Genomic DNA, 18,219 nt, shown 5'->3' with positions numbered 1-18,219 from the left:
CGGTTACTCAGCGGTGCGCGGTGCACCGCAGCGGGCCGGAGGTCTCTCCCGTCGCCCGGCCAGCGGGCGACCGACGGTGCCGGGGGTCCACCGGGACCCCGTACTGACGACACCGCCGCGCGGGGATACTCCCCTCCACGGATGACCGCCGACGCCGGCCTCCGTCTCGGGCCGCCGTCGGTCGCTCCCTACCCACGACGCCGGGCGGACGCACGGTGTTCCGCCGATGAGAGGACTCTCATCGGCGGGGCGGCCCCGGGCGCCGGGTGACCAGGGGTGGACCGGCGCCGACGGGGCTCAGGCGTGGGCGGCGTCGAGCTGGCGCAGCTCCTTCTTCAGCTCGGTCAGCTCGTCGCGCAGCCGGGCGGCCACCTCGAACTGCAGCTCGCGGGCCGCGGCCAGCATCTGGTCGTTCATCTGGGTGATGAGGTCGGCCAGCTCCGCGCGCGGTAGGCCCTCGACGTCGATCGCGCCGGCCTTGCCCCGGCCCTTGGTCGTGGCCTTGGACGACAGCCCCGGCACCGGCGCCTTGCCGCGGGACTGCTGCCGGCCCGAGCCGCCGACCAGTTCGACACTCTCGGTGTCCTCGGCCGCGCGGTAGATGCCGTCGAGGATGTCGACGATCTTCTTGCGCAGCGGCTGCGGGTCGATGCCGCGCTCGGTGTTGTAGGCGATCTGCTTCTCGCGGCGCCGGTTGGTCTCCTCGATCGCCTGCGCCATCGACGGGGTGATCGTGTCGGCGTACATGTGCACCTGGCCGGAGACGTTGCGCGCCGCCCGCCCGATCGTCTGGATCAGCGACTTGCCCGAGCGCAGGAACCCCTCCTTGTCCGCGTCGAGGATGGCGACCAGCGACACCTCGGGCAGGTCGAGGCCCTCGCGCAGCAGGTTGATGCCGACCAGCACGTCGTACTCGCCCTGCCGCAGCTCGCGCAGCAGTTCGACGCGGCGCAGCGTGTCGACCTCGGAGTGCAGGTAGCGGACCTTGATGCCGAGCTCGAGCAGGTAGTCGGTGAGGTCCTCGGCCATCTTCTTGGTCAGCGTGGTGACCAGGACCCGCTCGTCCTTCTCCACCCGCAGCCGGATCTCGTGCACCAGGTCGTCGATCTGGCCCTTGGTCGGCTTGACCAGGACCTCCGGGTCGACCAGGCCGGTGGGGCGGATGACCTGCTCGACGACCTCACCGCCGGTGCGGCCCAGCTCGTAGTCGCCCGGGGTGGCGGACAGGTAGACGGTCTGGCCGATCCGGTCGGTGAACTCCTCCCACTTCAGCGGGCGGTTGTCCATGGCCGAGGGCAACCGGAAGCCGTGCTCGACCAGCGTCCGCTTGCGGCTCATGTCGCCCTCGTACATGCCACCGATCTGCGGGACGGTCACGTGCGACTCGTCGATGACCAGCAGGAAGTCGTCGGGGAAGTAGTCGATGAGGCAGGCGCCGGCGCTGCCCGGCGCCCGGCCGTCGATGTGCCGCGAGTAGTTCTCGATGCCGGAGCAGAAGCCGACCTGGCGCATCATCTCGATGTCGTAGGTGGTGCGCATGCGCAGCCGCTGGGCCTCCAGCAGCTTGCCCTGCCGCTCCAGCTCGGCCAGCCGCTGCTCGAGCTCGGCCTCGATGGTGGCGATCGCCCGTTCCATGCGCTCGGGGCCGGCGACGTAGTGGGTGGCCGGGAAGACGAACAGCTCCTGGACCTCGCGGACCACCTCGCCGGTGAGCGGGTGCAGGTAGTACAGCCGCTCCACCTCGTCGCCGAACATCTCGATCCGGACGGCGAGCTCCTCGTACACCGGGAAGACCTCGATCGTGTCGCCGCGCACGCGGAAGGTGCCGCGGGTGAACGACAGGTCGTTGCGGGTGTACTGCTCGGTGACCAGCGTGCGCAGCAGGTCGTCGCGGTCGCGCTCCTCCCCCACCGAGATCTTCAGTGCGCGGTCGACGTACTCCTGCGGCGTCCCCAGGCCGTAGATGCAGGAGACGGTGGCGACCACCACGACGTCGCGGCGGGTCAGCAGCGCCTGGGTGGCCGAGTGCCGCAGCCGCTCGACCTCGTCGTTGACCGAGGAGTCCTTCTCGATGTACGTGTCGGTCTGCGGGACGTAGGCCTCGGGCTGGTAGTAGTCGTAGTAGGAGACGAAGTACTCGACGGCGTTGTGCGGCAGCAGCTCGCGGAACTCGTTGGCCAGCTGCGCGGCGAGCGTCTTGTTCGGCGCCATCACCAGGGTGGGCCGCTGCACCTGCTCGATGAGCCAGGCGGTGGTGGCCGACTTCCCGGTGCCGGTGGCGCCCAGCAGCACGGTGTCCTCCTCGCCCGCGCGGACCTTCTCCGCCAGGGCCGCGATGGCGGCCGGCTGGTCGCCCGAGGGCTGGAACTCGCTGACGACGCGGAAGCGCCCCTGGGTGGGTCGGATGTCGGTGGTCGCGCGCACGAGGACGACGGTACGACCGGTGTGCGACGAAACCCGGGGGTGCGGCGGGACGGCGTCGGCGCGACGGGTGGGACGCCCGCGACCGGCGCAGCCGGTGACCCCGGGGGCGCCGGTGACGGGGGCGCACGACCGGGGCGCCCGGGACCCCGCGGGCCGACCGGCCGGGGCGGTCCTGTCCACCCCGCCGTGGGCCGCCCGCTAGCGTGCACTCCCGCAGGAGCGCCCCGGCGGGGACCAGTGCCACCCGGGACATCCCCGGGCGAGGTCGGACCCCGCCGCCCGCGCTCCCCGGCCTCCGCCGGACCTGCGCACGACGCCCCCCGCGGCCCTGCCGTGGGGGGCGTCGTCGTCTCCGGCGCAGCCGGCGCCGCCGCTCGCGCCGGGCCGGCGTGACCTCCGCCGCGTCAGGTGTGGGCCGGGCCGGATGGGGCACTGGGACCGCGGGCAGTCATGCCCCGACCCCCTGACGACGGCCGCGGCAGGGGGCCAACGCGCCCCGACGTCGGGGGCGCCCGTGCAGGAGGAAACACTCGATGACGCAGGTGTGGCCCGGAGCCGCTTATCCCCTCGGAGCCACGTACGACGGCACCGGGACGAACTTCGCCCTCTTCAGCGAGGTCGCCGAGAAGGTCGAGCTCTGCCTGTTCGACGAGCAGGGCAACGAGGAGCGCGTCCGGCTGCCCGAGATGGACGGCTACGTCTGGCACGCGTTCCTGCCCGGCATCCAGCCCGGCCAGCGCTACGGATACCGCGTGCACGGCCCGAACGACCCCGGGCAGGGGCACCGCTGCAACCCGAACAAGCTGCTGCTCGACCCCTACGCCAAGGCGATCGACGGCGCGATCGACTGGGACGAGGCCTGCTTCGGCTACCGGTTCGGCAGCGACGAGCGCAACGACGACGACTCGGCGCCGCACATGCCGAGGTCCGTCGTCGTCAACCCGTACTTCGACTGGGGCGTCGACCGCCCGCCGAGGACGCCGTACAACAAGACGGTCATCTACGAGGCCCACGTCAAGGGCCTCACGATGACCCACCCGCGCATCCCCGAGGAGCTGCGCGGCACCTACGCCGGCATCGCGCACCCCGCGGTCGTCGAGCACCTGCAGTCGCTCGGCATCACCGCGATCGAGCTCATGCCGGTGCACCAGTTCGTGCAGGACGACACCCTGCTGCAGAAGGGCCTGCGCAACTACTGGGGCTACAACACGATCGGCTTCTTCGCCCCGCACAACGAGTACGCCCAGCAGACCGACGGGCAGCAGGTGCAGGAGTTCAAGGGCATGGTCCGGACCCTGCACGAGGCGGGCATCGAGGTGATCCTCGACGTCGTCTACAACCACACCGCCGAGGGCAACCACATGGGCCCGACGCTGTCGCTCAAGGGCATCGACAACCGGGCCTACTACCGGCTCGTCGAGGGCGACGAGCAGTACTACATGGACACCACGGGCACCGGGAACTCGCTCAACGTCCGCAACCCGCAGTCGCTGCAGCTGATCATGGACTCGCTGCGCTACTGGGTCACCGAGATGCACGTCGACGGCTTCCGCTTCGACCTGGCCTCCACCCTGGCCCGCCAGTTCCACGAGGTCGACCGGCTCTCGGCGTTCTTCGACCTCGTGCACCAGGACCCGATCGTCAGCCAGGTGAAGCTCATCGCCGAGCCGTGGGACGTCGGCGACGGCGGCTACCAGGTGGGCAACTTCCCGGCCCTGTGGACCGAGTGGAACGGCAAGTACCGCGACACCGTCCGCGACTTCTGGCGCGGCGAGGACGCGACCATCGGCGAGTTCGCCAGCCGGATCTCCGGCTCGGCCGACCTCTACAAGCACTCCGGGCGCCGGCCGGTGGCGAGCATCAACTTCGTCACCGCCCACGACGGGTTCACCCTCAACGACCTCGTCTCCTACAACGAGAAGCACAACGAGGCCAACGGCGAGGGCAACAACGACGGCGAGAGCCACAACCGCAGCTGGAACTGCGGCGTCGAGGGCCCGACCGACGACCCCGAGGTGCTCGCGCTGCGGGCGCAGCAGCGGCGCAACTTCATCGCCTCGCTGATGCTCTCGCAGGGCGTGCCGATGCTGCTGCACGGCGACGAGCTGGGCCGCACGCAGAACGGCAACAACAACGGCTACTGCCAGGACTCCGAGCTCACCTGGATCGACTGGAGCGACGTCGACGAGGGGCTGCTGGAGTTCACCAAGCTGGTGACCCGGCTGCGCACCGAGCACCCGACGTTCCGCCGCCGCCGATTCTTCCACGGCCGGCCGGTGCGCCGCGAGGAGGGCGACCCGGTGCAGGACGTCGCCTGGTTCACCCCTGGCGGCGAGCTGATGAGCGACGAGGACTGGGACGCCGGCTTCGCCAAGTCGCTGGCCATGTACCTCAACGGGCACGGCATCCGGGAGACCGACGAGCGCGGCGAGGACGTCCTCGACGACTGCTTCTACCTGGCCTTCAACGCCTCCCACGAGCCGATCGACTACACGCTGCCCCCCGGCGAGTACGCCGAGGGCTGGACCGTCGTGGTCGACACCGCCGAGTTCGGCGAGGTGGAGGCGGTGCAGGTCAAGGCCGGGGACACCGTGACCGTCGGGGCCCGCGCCACCGTCGTGCTGATGGCGGCGCCGTGAGCGAGGCTCCGCAGGGGACGGACGCCGCCCTCGAGCGCCGGCGGGCCGTCCCGACGGCGACCTACCGGCTGCAGGTGACCGCCGACTTCACCCTGGACGACGCGGCGGCCGTGGCCGGCTACCTCGCCGACCTCGGTGTCAGCCACGCGTACTCCTCGCCGTTGCTGCGGTCGGCGGCGGGCAGCACGCACGGCTACGACACCGTCGACCACGCGCACGTCGACGAGTCGCGCGGCGGGCAGGCGGGCTTCGACCGGCTCGTCGCCGCGCTGCACGAGCACGGGCTGGGCCTGGTGCTCGACCTGGTCCCCAACCACATGGGCGTGGCCGACCCGGCCGAGGCGCCGTGGTGGTGGGACGTGCTGCAGCACGGGCGCGACAGCCCCCACGCCTCGGCGTTCGACGTCGACTGGGACTCCGGGAACGGCCGGGTCCGCATCCCGGTCCTGGGCTCGGCCGACGACGTGGAGAAGCTGGAGGTGGTGGACGGGGAGCTGCGGTACTACGACAACCGCTTCCCGATCGCCCCCGGCACGGGCGAGGGGACGCCGCAGGCGGTGCACGACCGGCAGCACTACGAGCTGGTCGACTGGCGGCGCGCGGACTCCGACCTCAACTACCGCCGGTTCTTCGCCATCAACACCCTCGCCGGGCTGCGGGTGGAGGACCCCGAGGTCTTCGACGCCACCCACGCGACGGTGCTGCGGATGGTGGCCGGCGGCGCCGTCGACGGGCTGCGGATCGACCACCCCGACGGCCTCGCCGACCCCAAGGGCTACCTGGACCGGCTGGCCGAGGCCTCCGGCGGCCGGTGGACCGTGGTGGAGAAGATCCTCGAGCCCGATGAGGACCTGCCGGAGAGCTGGGCGACGGCGGGCACCACCGGCTACGACGCGCTCGCCGAGGTCGACGACGTGCTGGTCGACCCGGCCGGCGAGGCGGCGCTGACCGCGCTGGACACCGAGCTGTCGAGCCGCGAGGTCGACTACGCGCGGCTGGTGCACGACTGCAAGCGCGAGGTGACCGACGGGATCCTCGGGTCGGAGGTCGCCCGGCTGGTGCGGGTGATCGGCGCGCTGCCCGGCGTGGACCGGGAGCGGCAGACCGAGGCGCTGGCCGAGCTGCTGGCCACCTTCGGCGTCTACCGCTCCTACCTGCCCGACGGCCGCGAGCACCTCGACGCGGCGGTGGCCGCCGTCCGCGACCGCCGGCCCGACCTGGTCGCCGCCGTGGACGCCCTCTACCCGGTGCTATCCCAGGCCGGCACCGAGGCGGCCACCCGCTTCGAGCAGACCAGCGGCCCGGTGATGGCCAAGGGCGTCGAGGACAGTGCCTACTACCGCTGGGCGCGGTTCGTGGTGCTCAACGAGGTCGGCGGGGACCCGGCGCGGTTCGGCTCCACGGTCGAGGAGTTCCACGCGGCGCAGGGGCGGCGGGCCGAGCGCCGGCCGGAGTCGATGACCACGCTGACCACCCACGACACCAAGCGCAGCGAGGACACCCGGGCCCGGCTCGCCGTCCTCGCCGAGGTGCCGACCGAGTGGGCCGACCTCGTGCGCGGGTGGCTGTCCCGGCACCTGCTGCCCGACCGGCCGCTGGCGCACCTGGTGTGGCAGAACCTGGTGGGCGCCTGGCCGCTGTCGCGCGAGCGGGCGCACGGCTACGCCGAGAAGGCCGCCCGTGAGGCGGGCCTGTCGACGACGTGGACCGACGTCGACGAGGCCTTCGAGGCGCAGCTGCACGCCCTGGTGGACGCCGCCTACGACGACCCGGCGACCACCGGCGAGATCGAGGCGTTCGTCGACCGCGTCGGCGCGGCCGGGCGGTCCAACGCGCTGGCGCAGAAGCTGCTGCAGCTGACGATGCCCGGCGTCCCCGACGTCTACCAGGGCACCGAGCTCGAGGACCGCTCGCTGGTCGACCCGGACAACCGCCGTCCGGTCGACTACGACCTGCGCCGGCAGCTGCTGGCCCGGCTCGGCGAGGGCTGGGTCCCCGAGGTGGACGACACCGGCGCGGCCAAGCTGCTCGTCGTCTCCCGGGTGCTGCGGCTGCGCCGGGACTCCCCGGAGCTGTTCACCGGCTACCGCCCGGTGGAGGTCACCGGGTCGGCCGCCGGTCACGTCGTCGCCTTCGACCGGGGCGCCGACGGGGGCGACGGCGCGGTGACCGTGGCGACCCGGCTGCCCGTGGGGCTGGCGGCCACCGGCTGGGGCGACACGGCGCTGGCCCTCCCGACCGGCGCCTGGCGCGACGTCCTCACCGGCACGCGGGTGGTCTCCGACGCCGACGGCGTCCCGGTCGGCGAGCTGCTCGCCCGGCTGCCGGTGGCCCTGCTGGTCCGCGACTGAGAGCGGGTTCACACCGCCGCAGGGGCAACGGCCACTTGCAGCGGTGTGACCAGCAGGTCTCGGAACCGGCCGCGCCCCGGGAGGACGGCCGACACGCCCGGGACCGGTGGGACGGACGTGCCGTCCCGTGACCCAGTCGTTACGTTCGACCGCGCACCCGGCCGACAGAGAGCCGCGTGCCGGAGCCGGTCCGCCGAACCCCGTCCGCCGGCCTCCGTTCCACTGCACATCCAGGACGGGGGTGGGGGACCCATTCCGGCGCCTGCCACCACGGTCACGGGGACCGGGCAGCGCCTTGGGGTGAGGCCGCACGACGTGTGGCCGGGGCACCGATCGCTCCGAACCCGACAGCTCACCTCGCAGGCGGCGGATCGGAGTCCCCCCATGCGCACGTCCACCTCCCTGCTCCGCCGTGCCGTCCTCACGACCGGCGTGGCCGCTGCCGCGCTCGGCGTGGCCGCCGGTCCCGCCTCGGCCGCCGCCCCCAACGACTGGGACGCCGTCGCCCAGTGCGAGTCCAGCGGCAACTGGAGCATCAACACCGGCAACGGCTACTACGGCGGCCTGCAGTTCAGCCAGAGCACCTGGGCCGCCTTCGGCGGCACCGCCTACGCCGCGCGCGCCGACCTGGCGACCAAGGCCCAGCAGATCGCCGTCGGTGAGAAGACCCTCGACGCCCAGGGCCCGGGCGCCTGGCCGACCTGCGGCAAGGCCCTGAACCCGTCCGCGCCCGAGGCCGGTGCGGCTCCGGCCGCGGCGCCCGCCCCGGCGCCGGCCGCCGCTCCCGCTCCGGCGGAGCGGGAGCCCGTGGCCGCGTCGCGGGCCGACCGGCCGGCGGGTGGCAGCTACACGGTCGCCGCCGGCGACACGCTGTCGACGATCGCCGCGGCCCACGGCACGACCTGGGAGGCCCTGTTCGACCTGAACCAGGGCACGGTCAGCGACGCCGACCAGATCTTCGTCGGCCAGGTGCTGCAGCTCCCGTGACGCCGTGCGGCAGCCGGGGGACGCGCTCCCCCGGCTGCCGCCGCAGCGGTTGGCCCGCCGGTGGGCGGGCAAGAACCTCCGGTCACCCCGCACGACCCCTGGAGGCCCCCGCATGTCCGCACCCGTCGAGTTCGCCGTCTGGGCGCCGGTCCCCGAGCGGGTCCGGCTGCAGGTCGACGGAACGGTGCACGAGATGCGCCGGGACGACGCCGGCTGGTGGCGCGCCGAGGTCGAGGCCGCACCCGAGGCCGACTACGGCTACCTGCTCGGCGACGACGACACGCCCCGTCCCGACCCGCGCTCGCGCCGCCAGCCCGAGGGCGTGCACGGCCTGTCCCGCCGCTACGACCCGGCCACGTACACGTGGGGTGACCGCGCCTGGACCGGCCGCCCGCTGGCCGGCGGGGTCGTCTACGAGCTGCACGTCGGCACCTTCACGCCCGAGGGCACCCTCGACGCCGCGATCGGGAAGCTCGACCACCTCGTCGACCTCGGCGTCGACTTCGTCGAGCTGCTGCCGGTCAACGGCTTCGACGGCACGCACAACTGGGGCTACGACGGCGTCCTCTGGTACGCGGTGCAGGAGAGCTACGGCGGCCCGGCGGCCTACCAGCGCTTCGTCGACGCCTGCCACCAGCGCGGCCTCGGCGTCGTCCAGGACGTCGTCTACAACCACCTCGGTCCGTCCGGGAACTACCTGCCGTTGTTCATGCCGGTCTTCAGCGAGGGCGGGGCGAACACCTGGGGCAGCTCGGTCAACCTCTCCGGCCCCGACTCCGACGAGGTGCGGCGCTACATCCTCGACAACGCGCTGACGTGGCTGCGTGACATGCACGTCGACGGGCTGCGGCTGGACGCCGTCCACGCGCTGGTCGACGAGCGCGCCACCCACGTGCTCGAGGAGATGGCGCAGGAGGTCGACCGGCTGTCGGTCGCCGTCGGCCGGCCGCTGACGCTGATCGCCGAGAGCGACCTCAACGACCCGCGGACGGTGACGCCCCGCATCGCCGGCGGCCTCGGCATCTCCGCGCAGTGGAGCGACGACTTCCACCACGCGCTGCACTCGACCCTGACCGGCGAGGGGCAGGGCTACTACGGCGACTTCGCCGCGGCCGGGCTGGCCGGGCTGGCCAAGACGCTCACCGGCGCCTTCTTCCACGACGGCGCCTGGTCGAGCTTCCGCCGCCGGCACCACGGCCGCCCGGTGGACACCGCGGCGCTGCCGGGCTGGAAGTTCCTCGGCTACCTGCAGGACCACGACCAGATCGGCAACCGCGCGATCGGCGACCGCGTCTCGGCGTCCCTCTCCCCCGGCCTGCTCGCCGTCGGCGCCACGCTGGTGCTGACCAGCCCGTTCACCCCGATGCTGTTCATGGGCGAGGAGTGGGGCGCCTCGACGCCGTGGCAGTTCTTCACCAGCCACACCGACCCGGAGATCGGCCGCGCGACGGCCGAGGGGCGCAAGGGCGAGTTCGCCGGGCACGGGTGGGACGCCGACGAGGTGCCCGACCCGCAGGACCCCGAGACCTTCCGGCGCTCGAAGCTGGACTGGTCGGAGGTGCAGCGCGAGCCGCACGCGCACCTGCTCGGCGTGCACCGCGCGCTGATCGCCCTGCGGCGTGCCCACCCCGACCTCGTCGACCCCGACCTGTCGTCGGTAGCGGTCAGCTGGGACGACGCCGACCGGTGGCTGGTGGTGCACCGCGGGTCGCTGCGCATCGTGGCCAACCTCTCCGGCGAGCCCCGCGAGGTCGACCTCGACGTGCCGGCGCACGACGTCCTGTTCGCCAGCGGTGAGCTGCCCGCGCTCGACGGGACGACGGTGACCGTGCCGGCCGAGAGCGCGGCCGTGCTCACCACCGCCTGACGTGCGCCGGCTGCTGCCGACCCCCGGAGCCGAGCTGTCCGACGAGGACCTGGTGGCGGCCTACGCGCTGCCGGCCGGCCGGTCGGTGCGGGTGGACTTCGTGACCTCCCTCGACGGGGCGATCACCGTCGAGGGCAGGAGCGCCGGGCTCGGCTCCCCCGGCGACAAGAGGGTGTTCCGGGTGCTGCGGGCGCTGGCCGACGCCGTGCTCGTCGGCCACGGGACGGCCGCCGCCGAGGGCTACCGGCCGGTGGCCGCCGACTCCGCGGTCGGGCGGCTGCGGACCGGCCTCGGGCGGCCGGTGTCGGCGCCGGTCGTCGTCGTCTCGCGGCGGGCCTCGCTGGCCCCCGGTGACCGGTTGGCCGTCGCGCCGACGGTCCTCGTCACCTGCGCGGCAGCCGACCCGGACCGGCGGGCCGCGCTGGCCGGGGCCGGCGTCGACGTCCTCGTCTGCGGGGAGGACGACGTCGACCTGCCACTGGCGCTCGACCGGCTGGCCGACCGCGGGCTGGAGCAGCTGGTGTGCGAGGGCGGCCCGGCGCTGCTCACCTCGGCCCTGGCCGCCGGGGTGGTCGACGAGCTGGACCTGACGATCGCGCCGGCCCTCGTCGGCGGGGAGGCGCGCCTGCTCGACCGGGCCCTCGGCGCCGTCGTCCGGCCGCGGCTGCTGCAGGTGCTCGAGGAGGACGGCGCCCTGTTCACCCGGTACGCCGTCGACCGGTAGCCGCGTCGCTCAGCCGACCAGCCGGACCGCGTCGCCGTAGCCGAGCAGCCGCCGGTCCCCGGTCACCAGGACGGCGCCCTCCGCCACCGCCTGGGCGACGAGCAGCCGGTCGAAGGGGTCGCGGTGCACGTCGGGCAGCTGCTCGACCGCGGCGGCGTGCTCCGCGGTGACCGGCAGGTGGTCGAGCACGAGCTCGCGGGTCACCCGCCGGGTCCACGTCCGGACGTCGGTGCCCAACGACAGCTTGCCCAGCACCTGCTTGATCGCCAGCTCCCACACGCAGACGGCCGACGCCAACCGGCTGTCGGCGTCCGCCAGCAGGTCGAGCCCCGTCCCCAGCCGTTCCGGCGTGGTGGCGGCCCAGACGAGCACGTGGGTGTCGAGGAGGACTCTCACTCCTCACCCTCGAAGGCGCGCTGCAGGTCCTCGGGGAGGTCGTCGAAGTCGTCCGCGATCCAGACGTTGCCGCGGTCGAACCCGAAGTTCGGCCTGCGCGGGGCGGGACCGACCAGCCGGGCGACCACTCGGCCCCGGTTGGTGATCTCGACCTCCTCGCCGGCCGCGACCCTCTCGAGGAGGCGCGACAGGTGCGTCTTTGCCTCGTGCACGCCGACCGACGTAGTCATGTCAGCTAGTCTACTCACCGCTGCACCTCCCTCCGGACCACGACGAGGTGCGGCCGGGGACGAGCGCGTGCCGGCGCCACCCGTTCGGACGACGGCGCGGTGTGCGCCGTCGGGGCCCGCTGCTTGACTGACCGGCATGGACCTGCCCCTGCTGCCGCCGGTGAAGCCGATGCTGGCCAAGGCCACGACGAAGCTCCCCACCGGAGAGGGCCTGTTCTACGAGCCGAAGTGGGACGGCTTCCGCTGCATCGTCTTCCGCGACGGCGACGAGGTGGAGCTCGGCAGCCGCAACGAGCGGCCGCTGACCCGCTACTTCCCCGAGGTCGTGGCCGCGGTCAAGGAGGCGCTGCCCGAGCGGTGCGTGGTCGACGGCGAGATCGTCGTGCCGCAGGGCGACCGGCTGCACTTCGAGTCGCTGCTGCAGCGCATCCACCCCGCGCAGTCGCGGGTCGACCTCCTCGCCGAGCAGACGCCGGCCCACTTCGTCGCCTTCGACCTGCTGGCGCTGGGTGAGGAGTCGCTGCTGGAGACGCCCTTCGCGCAGCGGCAGGCCCGGCTGCACGATGCGGTGCGGTCCACCGAACGGGTGCACGTCACCGCCGTCACCCGGGACGTCGCGACCGCGCAGCGCTGGTTCGAGGAGTTCGAGGGCGCCGGGCTCGACGGCGTCGTCGCCAAGGCACCCGACCTGCCCTACGGCCCCGACCAGCGGCTGATGACCAAGGTCAAGCACGTGCGCACGGCCGACTGCGTGGTGGCCGGCTTCCGCTGGCACAAGAGCGGGCCGATCGTGGGCTCGCTGCTGCTGGGGCTCTACGACGAGGGCGGCCTGCAGCACATCGGCGTCGCGGCGTCGTTCCCGATGGCCCGCCGGGCCGAGCTGGTCGAGGAGCTGGCCCCCTACCGTGCCGACGCGCTCGACGGGCACCCCTGGCAGCACTGGGCGAACGCCGAGGTGCAGGCCGACGGCGAGCACCGGATGCCGGGCGCGCAGAGCCGGTGGAACGCCAAGAAGGACCTCTCCTGGGTGCCGCTGCGGCCCGAGCTCGTGGTGGAGGTCAAGTACGACCAGCTGGAGGGACGGCGGCTGCGGCACACCGGCCAGTTCCTGCGGTGGCGGCCCGACCGCGAGCCGCGCAGCTGCACCTACGACCAGCTCGAGATCCCGGTGCGCTACGACCTGGCCGAGGTGTTCGACGGTTGACCGCCCCCGCGCCCTGCGTCACCCTCGAGCCCGCCGCCGGTCCCTGCACCGGGGCCGGTCCGGCGCGCCTCCTACCCTCGTGACCGTGCGTCTGCGCCGCGGCCTGCTGGCCGCCTCGACCGGACTGCTCCTGGCGGTCACCGGCTGCACCTCCTCCGAGTCGGGACAGCCCCCGGACTCGTCGGCCACGACGACGGCGGACGCCGAGCCCGAGGCCGCGCCGATCACCTGGACCGACTGTGACGCGCGGATCAGCGAGATCATCGCCGGCACCCCCGGCAGCGAGCGCGACCTGGCCTTCGAGTGCGGCCGCACCGAGGTGCCGATCGACCACGACGAGCCCGGCGGCGCGACGCTGCCGCTGTTCCTCGTCCGCGCCAAGATCGCCGGACAGACCGACCGGATCGGCTCGCTGCTGGTCAACCCGGGCGGCCCCGGCGCCTCCGGTGCCGATGCCGCGCTGAGCATGGCGCTGACCCTGCCCGAGGACGTGCTGCGCCGCTTCGACCTGGTCGGGTTCGACCCGCGTGGCGTCGGCCTGTCGACGCCGGTCGAGTGCATCCCCGCCGAGCTCAAGGACCGGTCGATCGCCGCCGAGCCGCGCCCGACCACCCGCGAGCAGATGGACCAGGTCGTCGCGCTCTACGACGAGACCGCCGACGCCTGCACCGAGGAGTACGGGGAGGCGCTGGGCACGTTCGACACGGTCGACACCGCCCGTGACGTGGACCTGCTGCGCCAGGCGCTCGGCGACGAGCAGCTGACCTACCTCGGCTACTCCTACGGCACCACGCTCGGCTCCACCTACGCCGAGCTCTACCCGGACCGGGTGCGCGCCATGGTGCTCGACGGGGCCGTCGACCCCGACACGGACCAGCAGCAGCAGGCCGAGGCCTCCTCCACCGCGCTGGAGGCCAGCTTCGACGCGTTCGCGGCCGACTGCACCGGCCTGGTCTCGGGCTGCCCGCTCGGCGACGACCCGCGCCGCTTCCTCGACGACCTGCTCGCCGCGGCCGCGACGGCCCCCGTCGCCAGCAGCGCCCCCGGTGAGACCCGCACCGCGACGCCGGGCGTGATCACGACCGCCGTCCTGGCCGGCATGTACGACCCCGCGACGTGGCCGCAGCTGTCGCAGGCACTGGCGGCCGCCCGCACCGGCGACGCGGCCGGCGTCTTCTCCCTGGCCGACAGCTTCTCGGGTCGGCTCGACGACGGCAGCTACACCAACCTCCTCGACGCCAACACGGCGATCAGCTGCGCCGACACCCCCGAGGACGAGACCTACGACGAGGACCGGGTGCTGCAGCTGGCCCAGGAGTGGTCGCAGCGCAGCCCGCTCTTCGGCGCCGGCGCGGCCGCGGGCCTGTACACCTGCTCGACCTGGGACGCCCCGCGCACGCCGCTGCCCGAGCGGGACGCCGGGGGCAGCGCGCCGATCGTCGTCGTCGGCAACTCCGGGGACCCGGTGACGCCACTGCCCGGCGCGGTCGACCTGGCCGAGGACCTCGAGTCCGGCGTGCTGCTCACCTGGCAGGGACAGGGGCACACCTCCTACCCGAAGACGCCCTGCGTCACCGACGCGGTGAACGCCTACCTCATCGACCTCGTCGCGCCCCAGGACGGACTGACGTGCCCGGCCGCCTGAGCCGCCGTCCCGGACGGAGCCGCTGATGGCCAGCAGCAAGGACGCCGTCGTCCTGTCGGTCGACGGGCGCGAGGTGCGGGTCTCCTCGCCGGAGAAGCCGTACTTCGGCGAGCGCGGGATCCGCAAGATCGACGTCGTCGAGTACTTCGTCGCCGTCGGCGAGGGGATCCTGTTCGCGCTGCGGGACCGGCCGACGACGCTCGAGCGGTGGCCTGGCGGGGTGTTCGAGGGCGCCCGGCTCTCGACCCGCACGGACAACACCGGCGACGCCTTCTACCAGAAGCGGGTCCCGAAGAACGCCCCCGAGTGGGTGCCGACCGCGCACATCACCTTCCCCAGCGGGCGGACGGCGGACGAGATCGCGCCGGACTCGGTCGCGGTCGTCGCCTGGTGCGCCAACCTGGGGACGCTGACCTTCCACCCGTGGCCGGTGTCGAAGACCGACGTCGAGCAGCCCGACCAGATCCGCATCGACCTCGACCCGCAGCCGGGCACCGACTTCTCCGACGCCGTCTGGGTCGCCCCGCACGTGCGCGAGCTGCTGCACGAGCTCGGCATGGAGGGCTGGCCCAAGACCTCCGGCGGGCGGGGCGTGCACGTGTACGTCCCGATCCAGCCGCGGTGGACGTTCCCCGAGGTGCGCCGGGCGGTGATCGCCTTCGGCCGCGAGCTGGAACGGCGGCTGCCCGACCGCGTGACGATGTCGTGGTGGAAGGAGGAGCGCGGCGAGAAGATCTTCATCGACTACAACCAGATGGCCCGGGACCGCACGATCGCCTCGGCGTACTCCATCCGGCCCAAGCCGCACGCCCCGGTCAGCGCGCCGCTGGACTGGGACGAGCTGCCCGACGTCGTCCCCACCGACTTCGACGTGCTGACCATGCCGGCCCGCTTCAGGGCGGTCGGTGACAAGCACGCTGGGATGGCCGGGCACGCCTTCTCCATCGAGCCGCTGCTGGAGCTCGCCGAGCGCCAGGCGAAGGACGACGGGCTGGGCGACCTCCCCTATCCGCCGGACTACCCGAAGATGCCCGGCGAGCCCATGAGGGTGCAACCCAGCCGCGCCAAGGCTCTTACCAGCGAAGATGCTCCATCATGAAACTCGAGATGGTCCAGCTGTACTGCTCGGACAGGTTGGTCAAGCGGGTGATCGGTGGGCCGAGCCGTTGTCGCTGAGCACCCGCTCGATGGTGATCTCGCGGGCGGCGAACCAGGCCACCGCGCGGCGCAGCACGCCGACGGCGGTGGCGGCGGTCTCGTCGTCGTGGATCTCGGCGCGGATGCCAGCCGGCCAGCATCGGAGACCTCCGGTTGGAAACGGCGACGTCAAGCACCGCCACTCCTTCTGGAGGGCTCCTTCGTGACCAAGCCACCACGCCGACTGTCGACAACGTCCGTGGTCAGGACAGCTGGACGCCATGCCGCAGGGGCGACAGGCTCGGCGACGTGACCACAGGTCGCGCTGCGTTCGCCTACGACGCGATCATCACGATGGGGACCGACGGCGACGAGCGCGCCCCTGGCGGAGCCATCACCGTCGCACTGTGCGGCGGCTGGTCGCACGACGGCCCCTGTCCCCTCGCTCCGCACCACACCTCGGCCGAGCGGCACGGGGACCGCGTGCGGTTGCGCGTCCTCTTCGCCGCACCTCCGGCCGACGAGGCCCGCGTGCGGGAGCTGATCCGCGCGGCGCTGCTCGGCGGCAGCGCACACGGGCCGGACGGCGCCACCACGACCTGGCGGCTGGTCGGAGAGGAGCCGAGCGTGGTCCGGGACGAGGAGCGCGCGCACGTCAGCCGGCTGGCCGCCGGCTGACCACCCCCGGCCCAACAGATCAGCAGACGACGGCCAACGCCGTGTCAGTTGCTCGAAGACCGCAGCGTCACGATCGGCACCTCGAACCGGGCACTGAGGCAGAGGTGGACTCAGTAGCCGGCGCCGCACGAGCCGTGGAGCCGGGCGTCCCCGCGCCGACTCCACCCCTCGATGGCTGGGTGACCCAGCTCGATCACATGGCCGACAGGCCGCAACTGGCCACCGTGCGTGTCCGGGCGGACAGGCTGTCGGGCTGACACGAGACGAACCCGCGCCCACCTGTAGGTCGACGGGCATGCCTCAAGCGGCAACTCTCCTGACGACGACAGGCCACGCGCCCAGCCGTGCAGCGGGACCGTCCGGGTCTGCGTCACGGGTGGCCAGCTGCCATCCTGCATGAGTCGCCCACGGACAGGAGACCCACGTGACCGGCGGATTCAACCTCCCGAAGCCGGAGTTCGACCTCGAAGCGACCGTCGACCGTGCGATGGCGTTGATCAACCGGACCCTGCAGCCCTCCCTGGAGGATGCACAGAAGGTCGTCGACAAGGTCCGTGCGGGCAAGCCGCTGGTAGCGCCAGCGAACCTGGTCGACCAGGTGACGCGTGGAAACCGGATGAGGGCCGCTCGAGCCGTCTCCTTCTCGCTGCCGTCGATTCTCCCGGGCGTGGGCACGGCCATCTCCGCTGCCGCGGTTCCGGTCGCCCTGAGGGAGGTCCTGAAGGAGGCGGTGAGCGCGGCGATCAAGGTCGGACTGCTGTTCGACAGAGACCTCACCGACCCCGAGCTGACCCGCACTGCCGTCCTGGTGGTCCTCACGGAGGGAGCAGTCAAGCTCGACAAGACCGGGAGGATCCGTCCCGACGCCATCCTGGGACGCCACGCTTCGCTGGTGGGCACCACCGCCGCCTACGACGCCCTGGCGGCCCTGACGAAGACGGAGCGACAGGAGATCGCCGCCTCGCAGTCGGAGATCCTCCGGGCATGGGCGCTGGCCGTCGGTCCGCCACTCCTGGCCGGACTGCTGCCCTTCGGCCTGGGGCCCATGGCCGCTGCGAACTACATGCAGTACGTCCTCAAGGGCACGATCACGGCCGCCACTAGGGTCTTCGGGCCCGCGGGGAGCGTGCCGGTGGCCGTCGACGAGATCCCCGAACGCGAGGTCCAGCAGGGCGAACCCGAGTCCTGAGTCGGCACGTCAGCCGTTCGGCGGGTTCAGCCGTCTCGCCCCCGCGAGCCCGCGGCCACCCCTGACTGACGGGATCGTCGCAGCGGCCGTCCTCCTGACGAAGAGCACGAGGGACGGTCCCGACCGGGCTGCTTGACCACAGAGGGGTCGTTGACCAGGATCGTGGTCATGACGACCCAGTCGCTGGCGGCGGTCAAGGCGCACTTCAGCCAGGTGATCGACGAGGTCGCCGGCACGCACGAGCGCGTCACCGTCACCAGGAACGGCAGCCCGGTCGCGGTCATCCTCGCCGTCGAGGACTACGAGTCCCTGATGGAGACCCTGGAGATCCTCTCCGATCCCCGAGCGCGCTCGGACATCAAGCAGGCCGAGGAAGCGATGGCCGCCGGCGAGGTCTACGGCGAGGTCGAGGTGCGGGCCGCACTCGCGGCCCGCCGGCGGTGACCGGCCCTCCTCGGTACACCGTCGTCCTCTCGGCAGCGGCCGAGCGGGCCATCGAGCGCGACCTCCCCGAGCGGGTGGCCGTCGCGGTCGTCGACTTCCTCTACGGGCCGCTGGCTATGGACCCGTACCGCGTCGGGAAGCCGCTCCGCTTCGAACTCGAGGGCTACTGGTCCGCTCGCCGAGGCCAGTACCGCGTCGTCTACTCGATCCACGACGACGAGGTCCTCGTCAGGGTCGTGCGCATCTCGCACCGCGCCGACGTCTACGGCTGACCGGTACCTCCGTGCCGGTCAGGACGCGACGA

At 72.9% G+C, this 18,219-nt stretch carries 15 protein-coding genes, 1 pseudogene and 1 riboswitch; of the genes and pseudogenes, 12 read left to right on the top strand and 4 right to left on the bottom strand.

From position 1 onward, the window contains the following. Positions 1 to 297: 297 nt before the first annotated feature. Positions 298 to 2,424, bottom strand: coding sequence for an excinuclease ABC subunit UvrB (uvrB, locus tag ACWIZO_RS17210; RefSeq protein WP_448638863.1), 2,127 nt, complete (start codon positions 2,422 to 2,424; stop codon positions 298 to 300). 533 nt (positions 2,425 to 2,957) lie between these two features. On the opposite strand from uvrB, the gene glgX reads away from it, so the two are divergent. From glgX to ACWIZO_RS17185, 5 genes are all read left to right on the top strand, one after another. Beyond that, positions 2,958 to 5,063, top strand: coding sequence for a glycogen debranching protein GlgX (glgX, locus tag ACWIZO_RS17205; protein ID WP_448638862.1), 2,106 nt, complete (start codon positions 2,958 to 2,960; stop codon positions 5,061 to 5,063). Beyond that, the gene (treY, locus tag ACWIZO_RS17200; RefSeq protein WP_448638861.1) at positions 5,060 to 7,414 is read left to right on the top strand and encodes a malto-oligosyltrehalose synthase; all 2,355 of its coding nucleotides are present in this window, start codon (positions 5,060 to 5,062) and stop codon (positions 7,412 to 7,414) included. The genes glgX and treY overlap by 4 nt, the downstream gene beginning before the upstream one ends. A 213-nt stretch (positions 7,415 to 7,627) precedes the next feature. Beyond that, positions 7,628 to 7,793: riboswitch (cyclic di-AMP (ydaO/yuaA leader) on the top strand. Positions 7,794 to 7,798: 5 nt separating this feature from the next. Beyond that, positions 7,799 to 8,401, top strand: coding sequence for a LysM peptidoglycan-binding domain-containing protein (locus ACWIZO_RS17195; RefSeq protein ID WP_448638860.1), 603 nt, complete (start codon positions 7,799 to 7,801; stop codon positions 8,399 to 8,401). A 112-nt stretch (positions 8,402 to 8,513) separates the two neighbouring features. Further along, positions 8,514 to 10,268, top strand: a complete 1,755-nt coding sequence (gene treZ / locus ACWIZO_RS17190) for a malto-oligosyltrehalose trehalohydrolase (RefSeq protein WP_448638859.1) — start codon at positions 8,514 to 8,516, stop codon at positions 10,266 to 10,268. Between the two features lies 1 nt (position 10,269). Continuing rightward, a complete protein-coding gene (locus ACWIZO_RS17185) occupies positions 10,270 to 10,992 on the top strand; it encodes a dihydrofolate reductase family protein (protein WP_448638858.1) in 723 nt (240 codons plus the stop codon). Between the two features lie 9 nt (positions 10,993 to 11,001). Here ACWIZO_RS17185 and ACWIZO_RS17180 read toward each other — a convergent pair whose 3' ends face one another. Then, positions 11,002 to 11,388, bottom strand: coding sequence for a type II toxin-antitoxin system VapC family toxin (locus ACWIZO_RS17180; RefSeq protein ID WP_448638857.1), 387 nt, complete (start codon positions 11,386 to 11,388; stop codon positions 11,002 to 11,004). Further along, positions 11,385 to 11,618, bottom strand: a complete 234-nt coding sequence (locus ACWIZO_RS17175) for a type II toxin-antitoxin system Phd/YefM family antitoxin (RefSeq protein ID WP_448638856.1) — start codon at positions 11,616 to 11,618, stop codon at positions 11,385 to 11,387. Before ACWIZO_RS17175 ends, ACWIZO_RS17180 begins: the two co-directional genes overlap by 4 nt. A 136-nt stretch (positions 11,619 to 11,754) precedes the next feature. Between ACWIZO_RS17175 and ACWIZO_RS17170 the strand changes: the two genes are divergently transcribed. The 3 genes from ACWIZO_RS17170 (at position 11,755) to ACWIZO_RS17160 (ending at position 15,566) form a co-directional block, all read left to right on the top strand. Then, the gene (locus ACWIZO_RS17170; protein WP_448638855.1) at positions 11,755 to 12,822 is read left to right on the top strand and encodes an ATP-dependent DNA ligase; all 1,068 of its coding nucleotides are present in this window, start codon (positions 11,755 to 11,757) and stop codon (positions 12,820 to 12,822) included. An 85-nt stretch (positions 12,823 to 12,907) separates the two neighbouring features. Next, positions 12,908 to 14,467 (top strand): alpha/beta hydrolase, encoded by a 1,560-nt coding sequence (locus ACWIZO_RS17165; RefSeq protein ID WP_448638854.1) that lies wholly within the window; start codon positions 12,908 to 12,910, stop codon positions 14,465 to 14,467. Between the two features lie 25 nt (positions 14,468 to 14,492). After that, positions 14,493 to 15,566, top strand: coding sequence for a DNA polymerase domain-containing protein (locus ACWIZO_RS17160; protein ID WP_448638853.1), 1,074 nt, complete (start codon positions 14,493 to 14,495; stop codon positions 15,564 to 15,566). Positions 15,567 to 15,614: 48 nt separating this feature from the next. On the opposite strand, the pseudogene ACWIZO_RS17155 reads toward ACWIZO_RS17160, so the two are convergent. After that, positions 15,615 to 15,743, bottom strand: a pseudogene (locus tag ACWIZO_RS17155) (IS481 family transposase); the annotation flags it as partial. A 170-nt stretch (positions 15,744 to 15,913) separates the two neighbouring features. Between ACWIZO_RS17155 and ACWIZO_RS17150 the strand changes: the two are divergent. From ACWIZO_RS17150 to ACWIZO_RS17135, 4 genes are all read left to right on the top strand, one after another. Further along, entirely contained in the window at positions 15,914 to 16,282 is a 369-nt protein-coding gene (locus tag ACWIZO_RS17150; protein ID WP_448638852.1) for a hypothetical protein, read from the top strand. 424 nt (positions 16,283 to 16,706) lie between these two features. Next, the gene (locus tag ACWIZO_RS17145) at positions 16,707 to 17,471 is read left to right on the top strand and encodes a hypothetical protein (protein WP_448638851.1); all 765 of its coding nucleotides are present in this window, start codon (positions 16,707 to 16,709) and stop codon (positions 17,469 to 17,471) included. A gap of 168 nt (positions 17,472 to 17,639) precedes the next feature. After that, a complete protein-coding gene (locus ACWIZO_RS17140) occupies positions 17,640 to 17,915 on the top strand; it encodes a type II toxin-antitoxin system Phd/YefM family antitoxin (protein WP_448638850.1) in 276 nt (91 codons plus the stop codon). Continuing rightward, a complete protein-coding gene (locus ACWIZO_RS17135; RefSeq protein ID WP_448638849.1) occupies positions 17,912 to 18,187 on the top strand; it encodes a type II toxin-antitoxin system RelE family toxin in 276 nt (91 codons plus the stop codon). The genes ACWIZO_RS17140 and ACWIZO_RS17135 overlap by 4 nt, the downstream gene beginning before the upstream one ends. The last annotated feature ends 32 nt before the right edge of the window (positions 18,188 to 18,219 follow it).

Source organism: Geodermatophilus sp. URMC 63, assembly GCF_053502565.1.
This window is presented reverse-complemented; position numbering and strand designations above follow the sequence as displayed.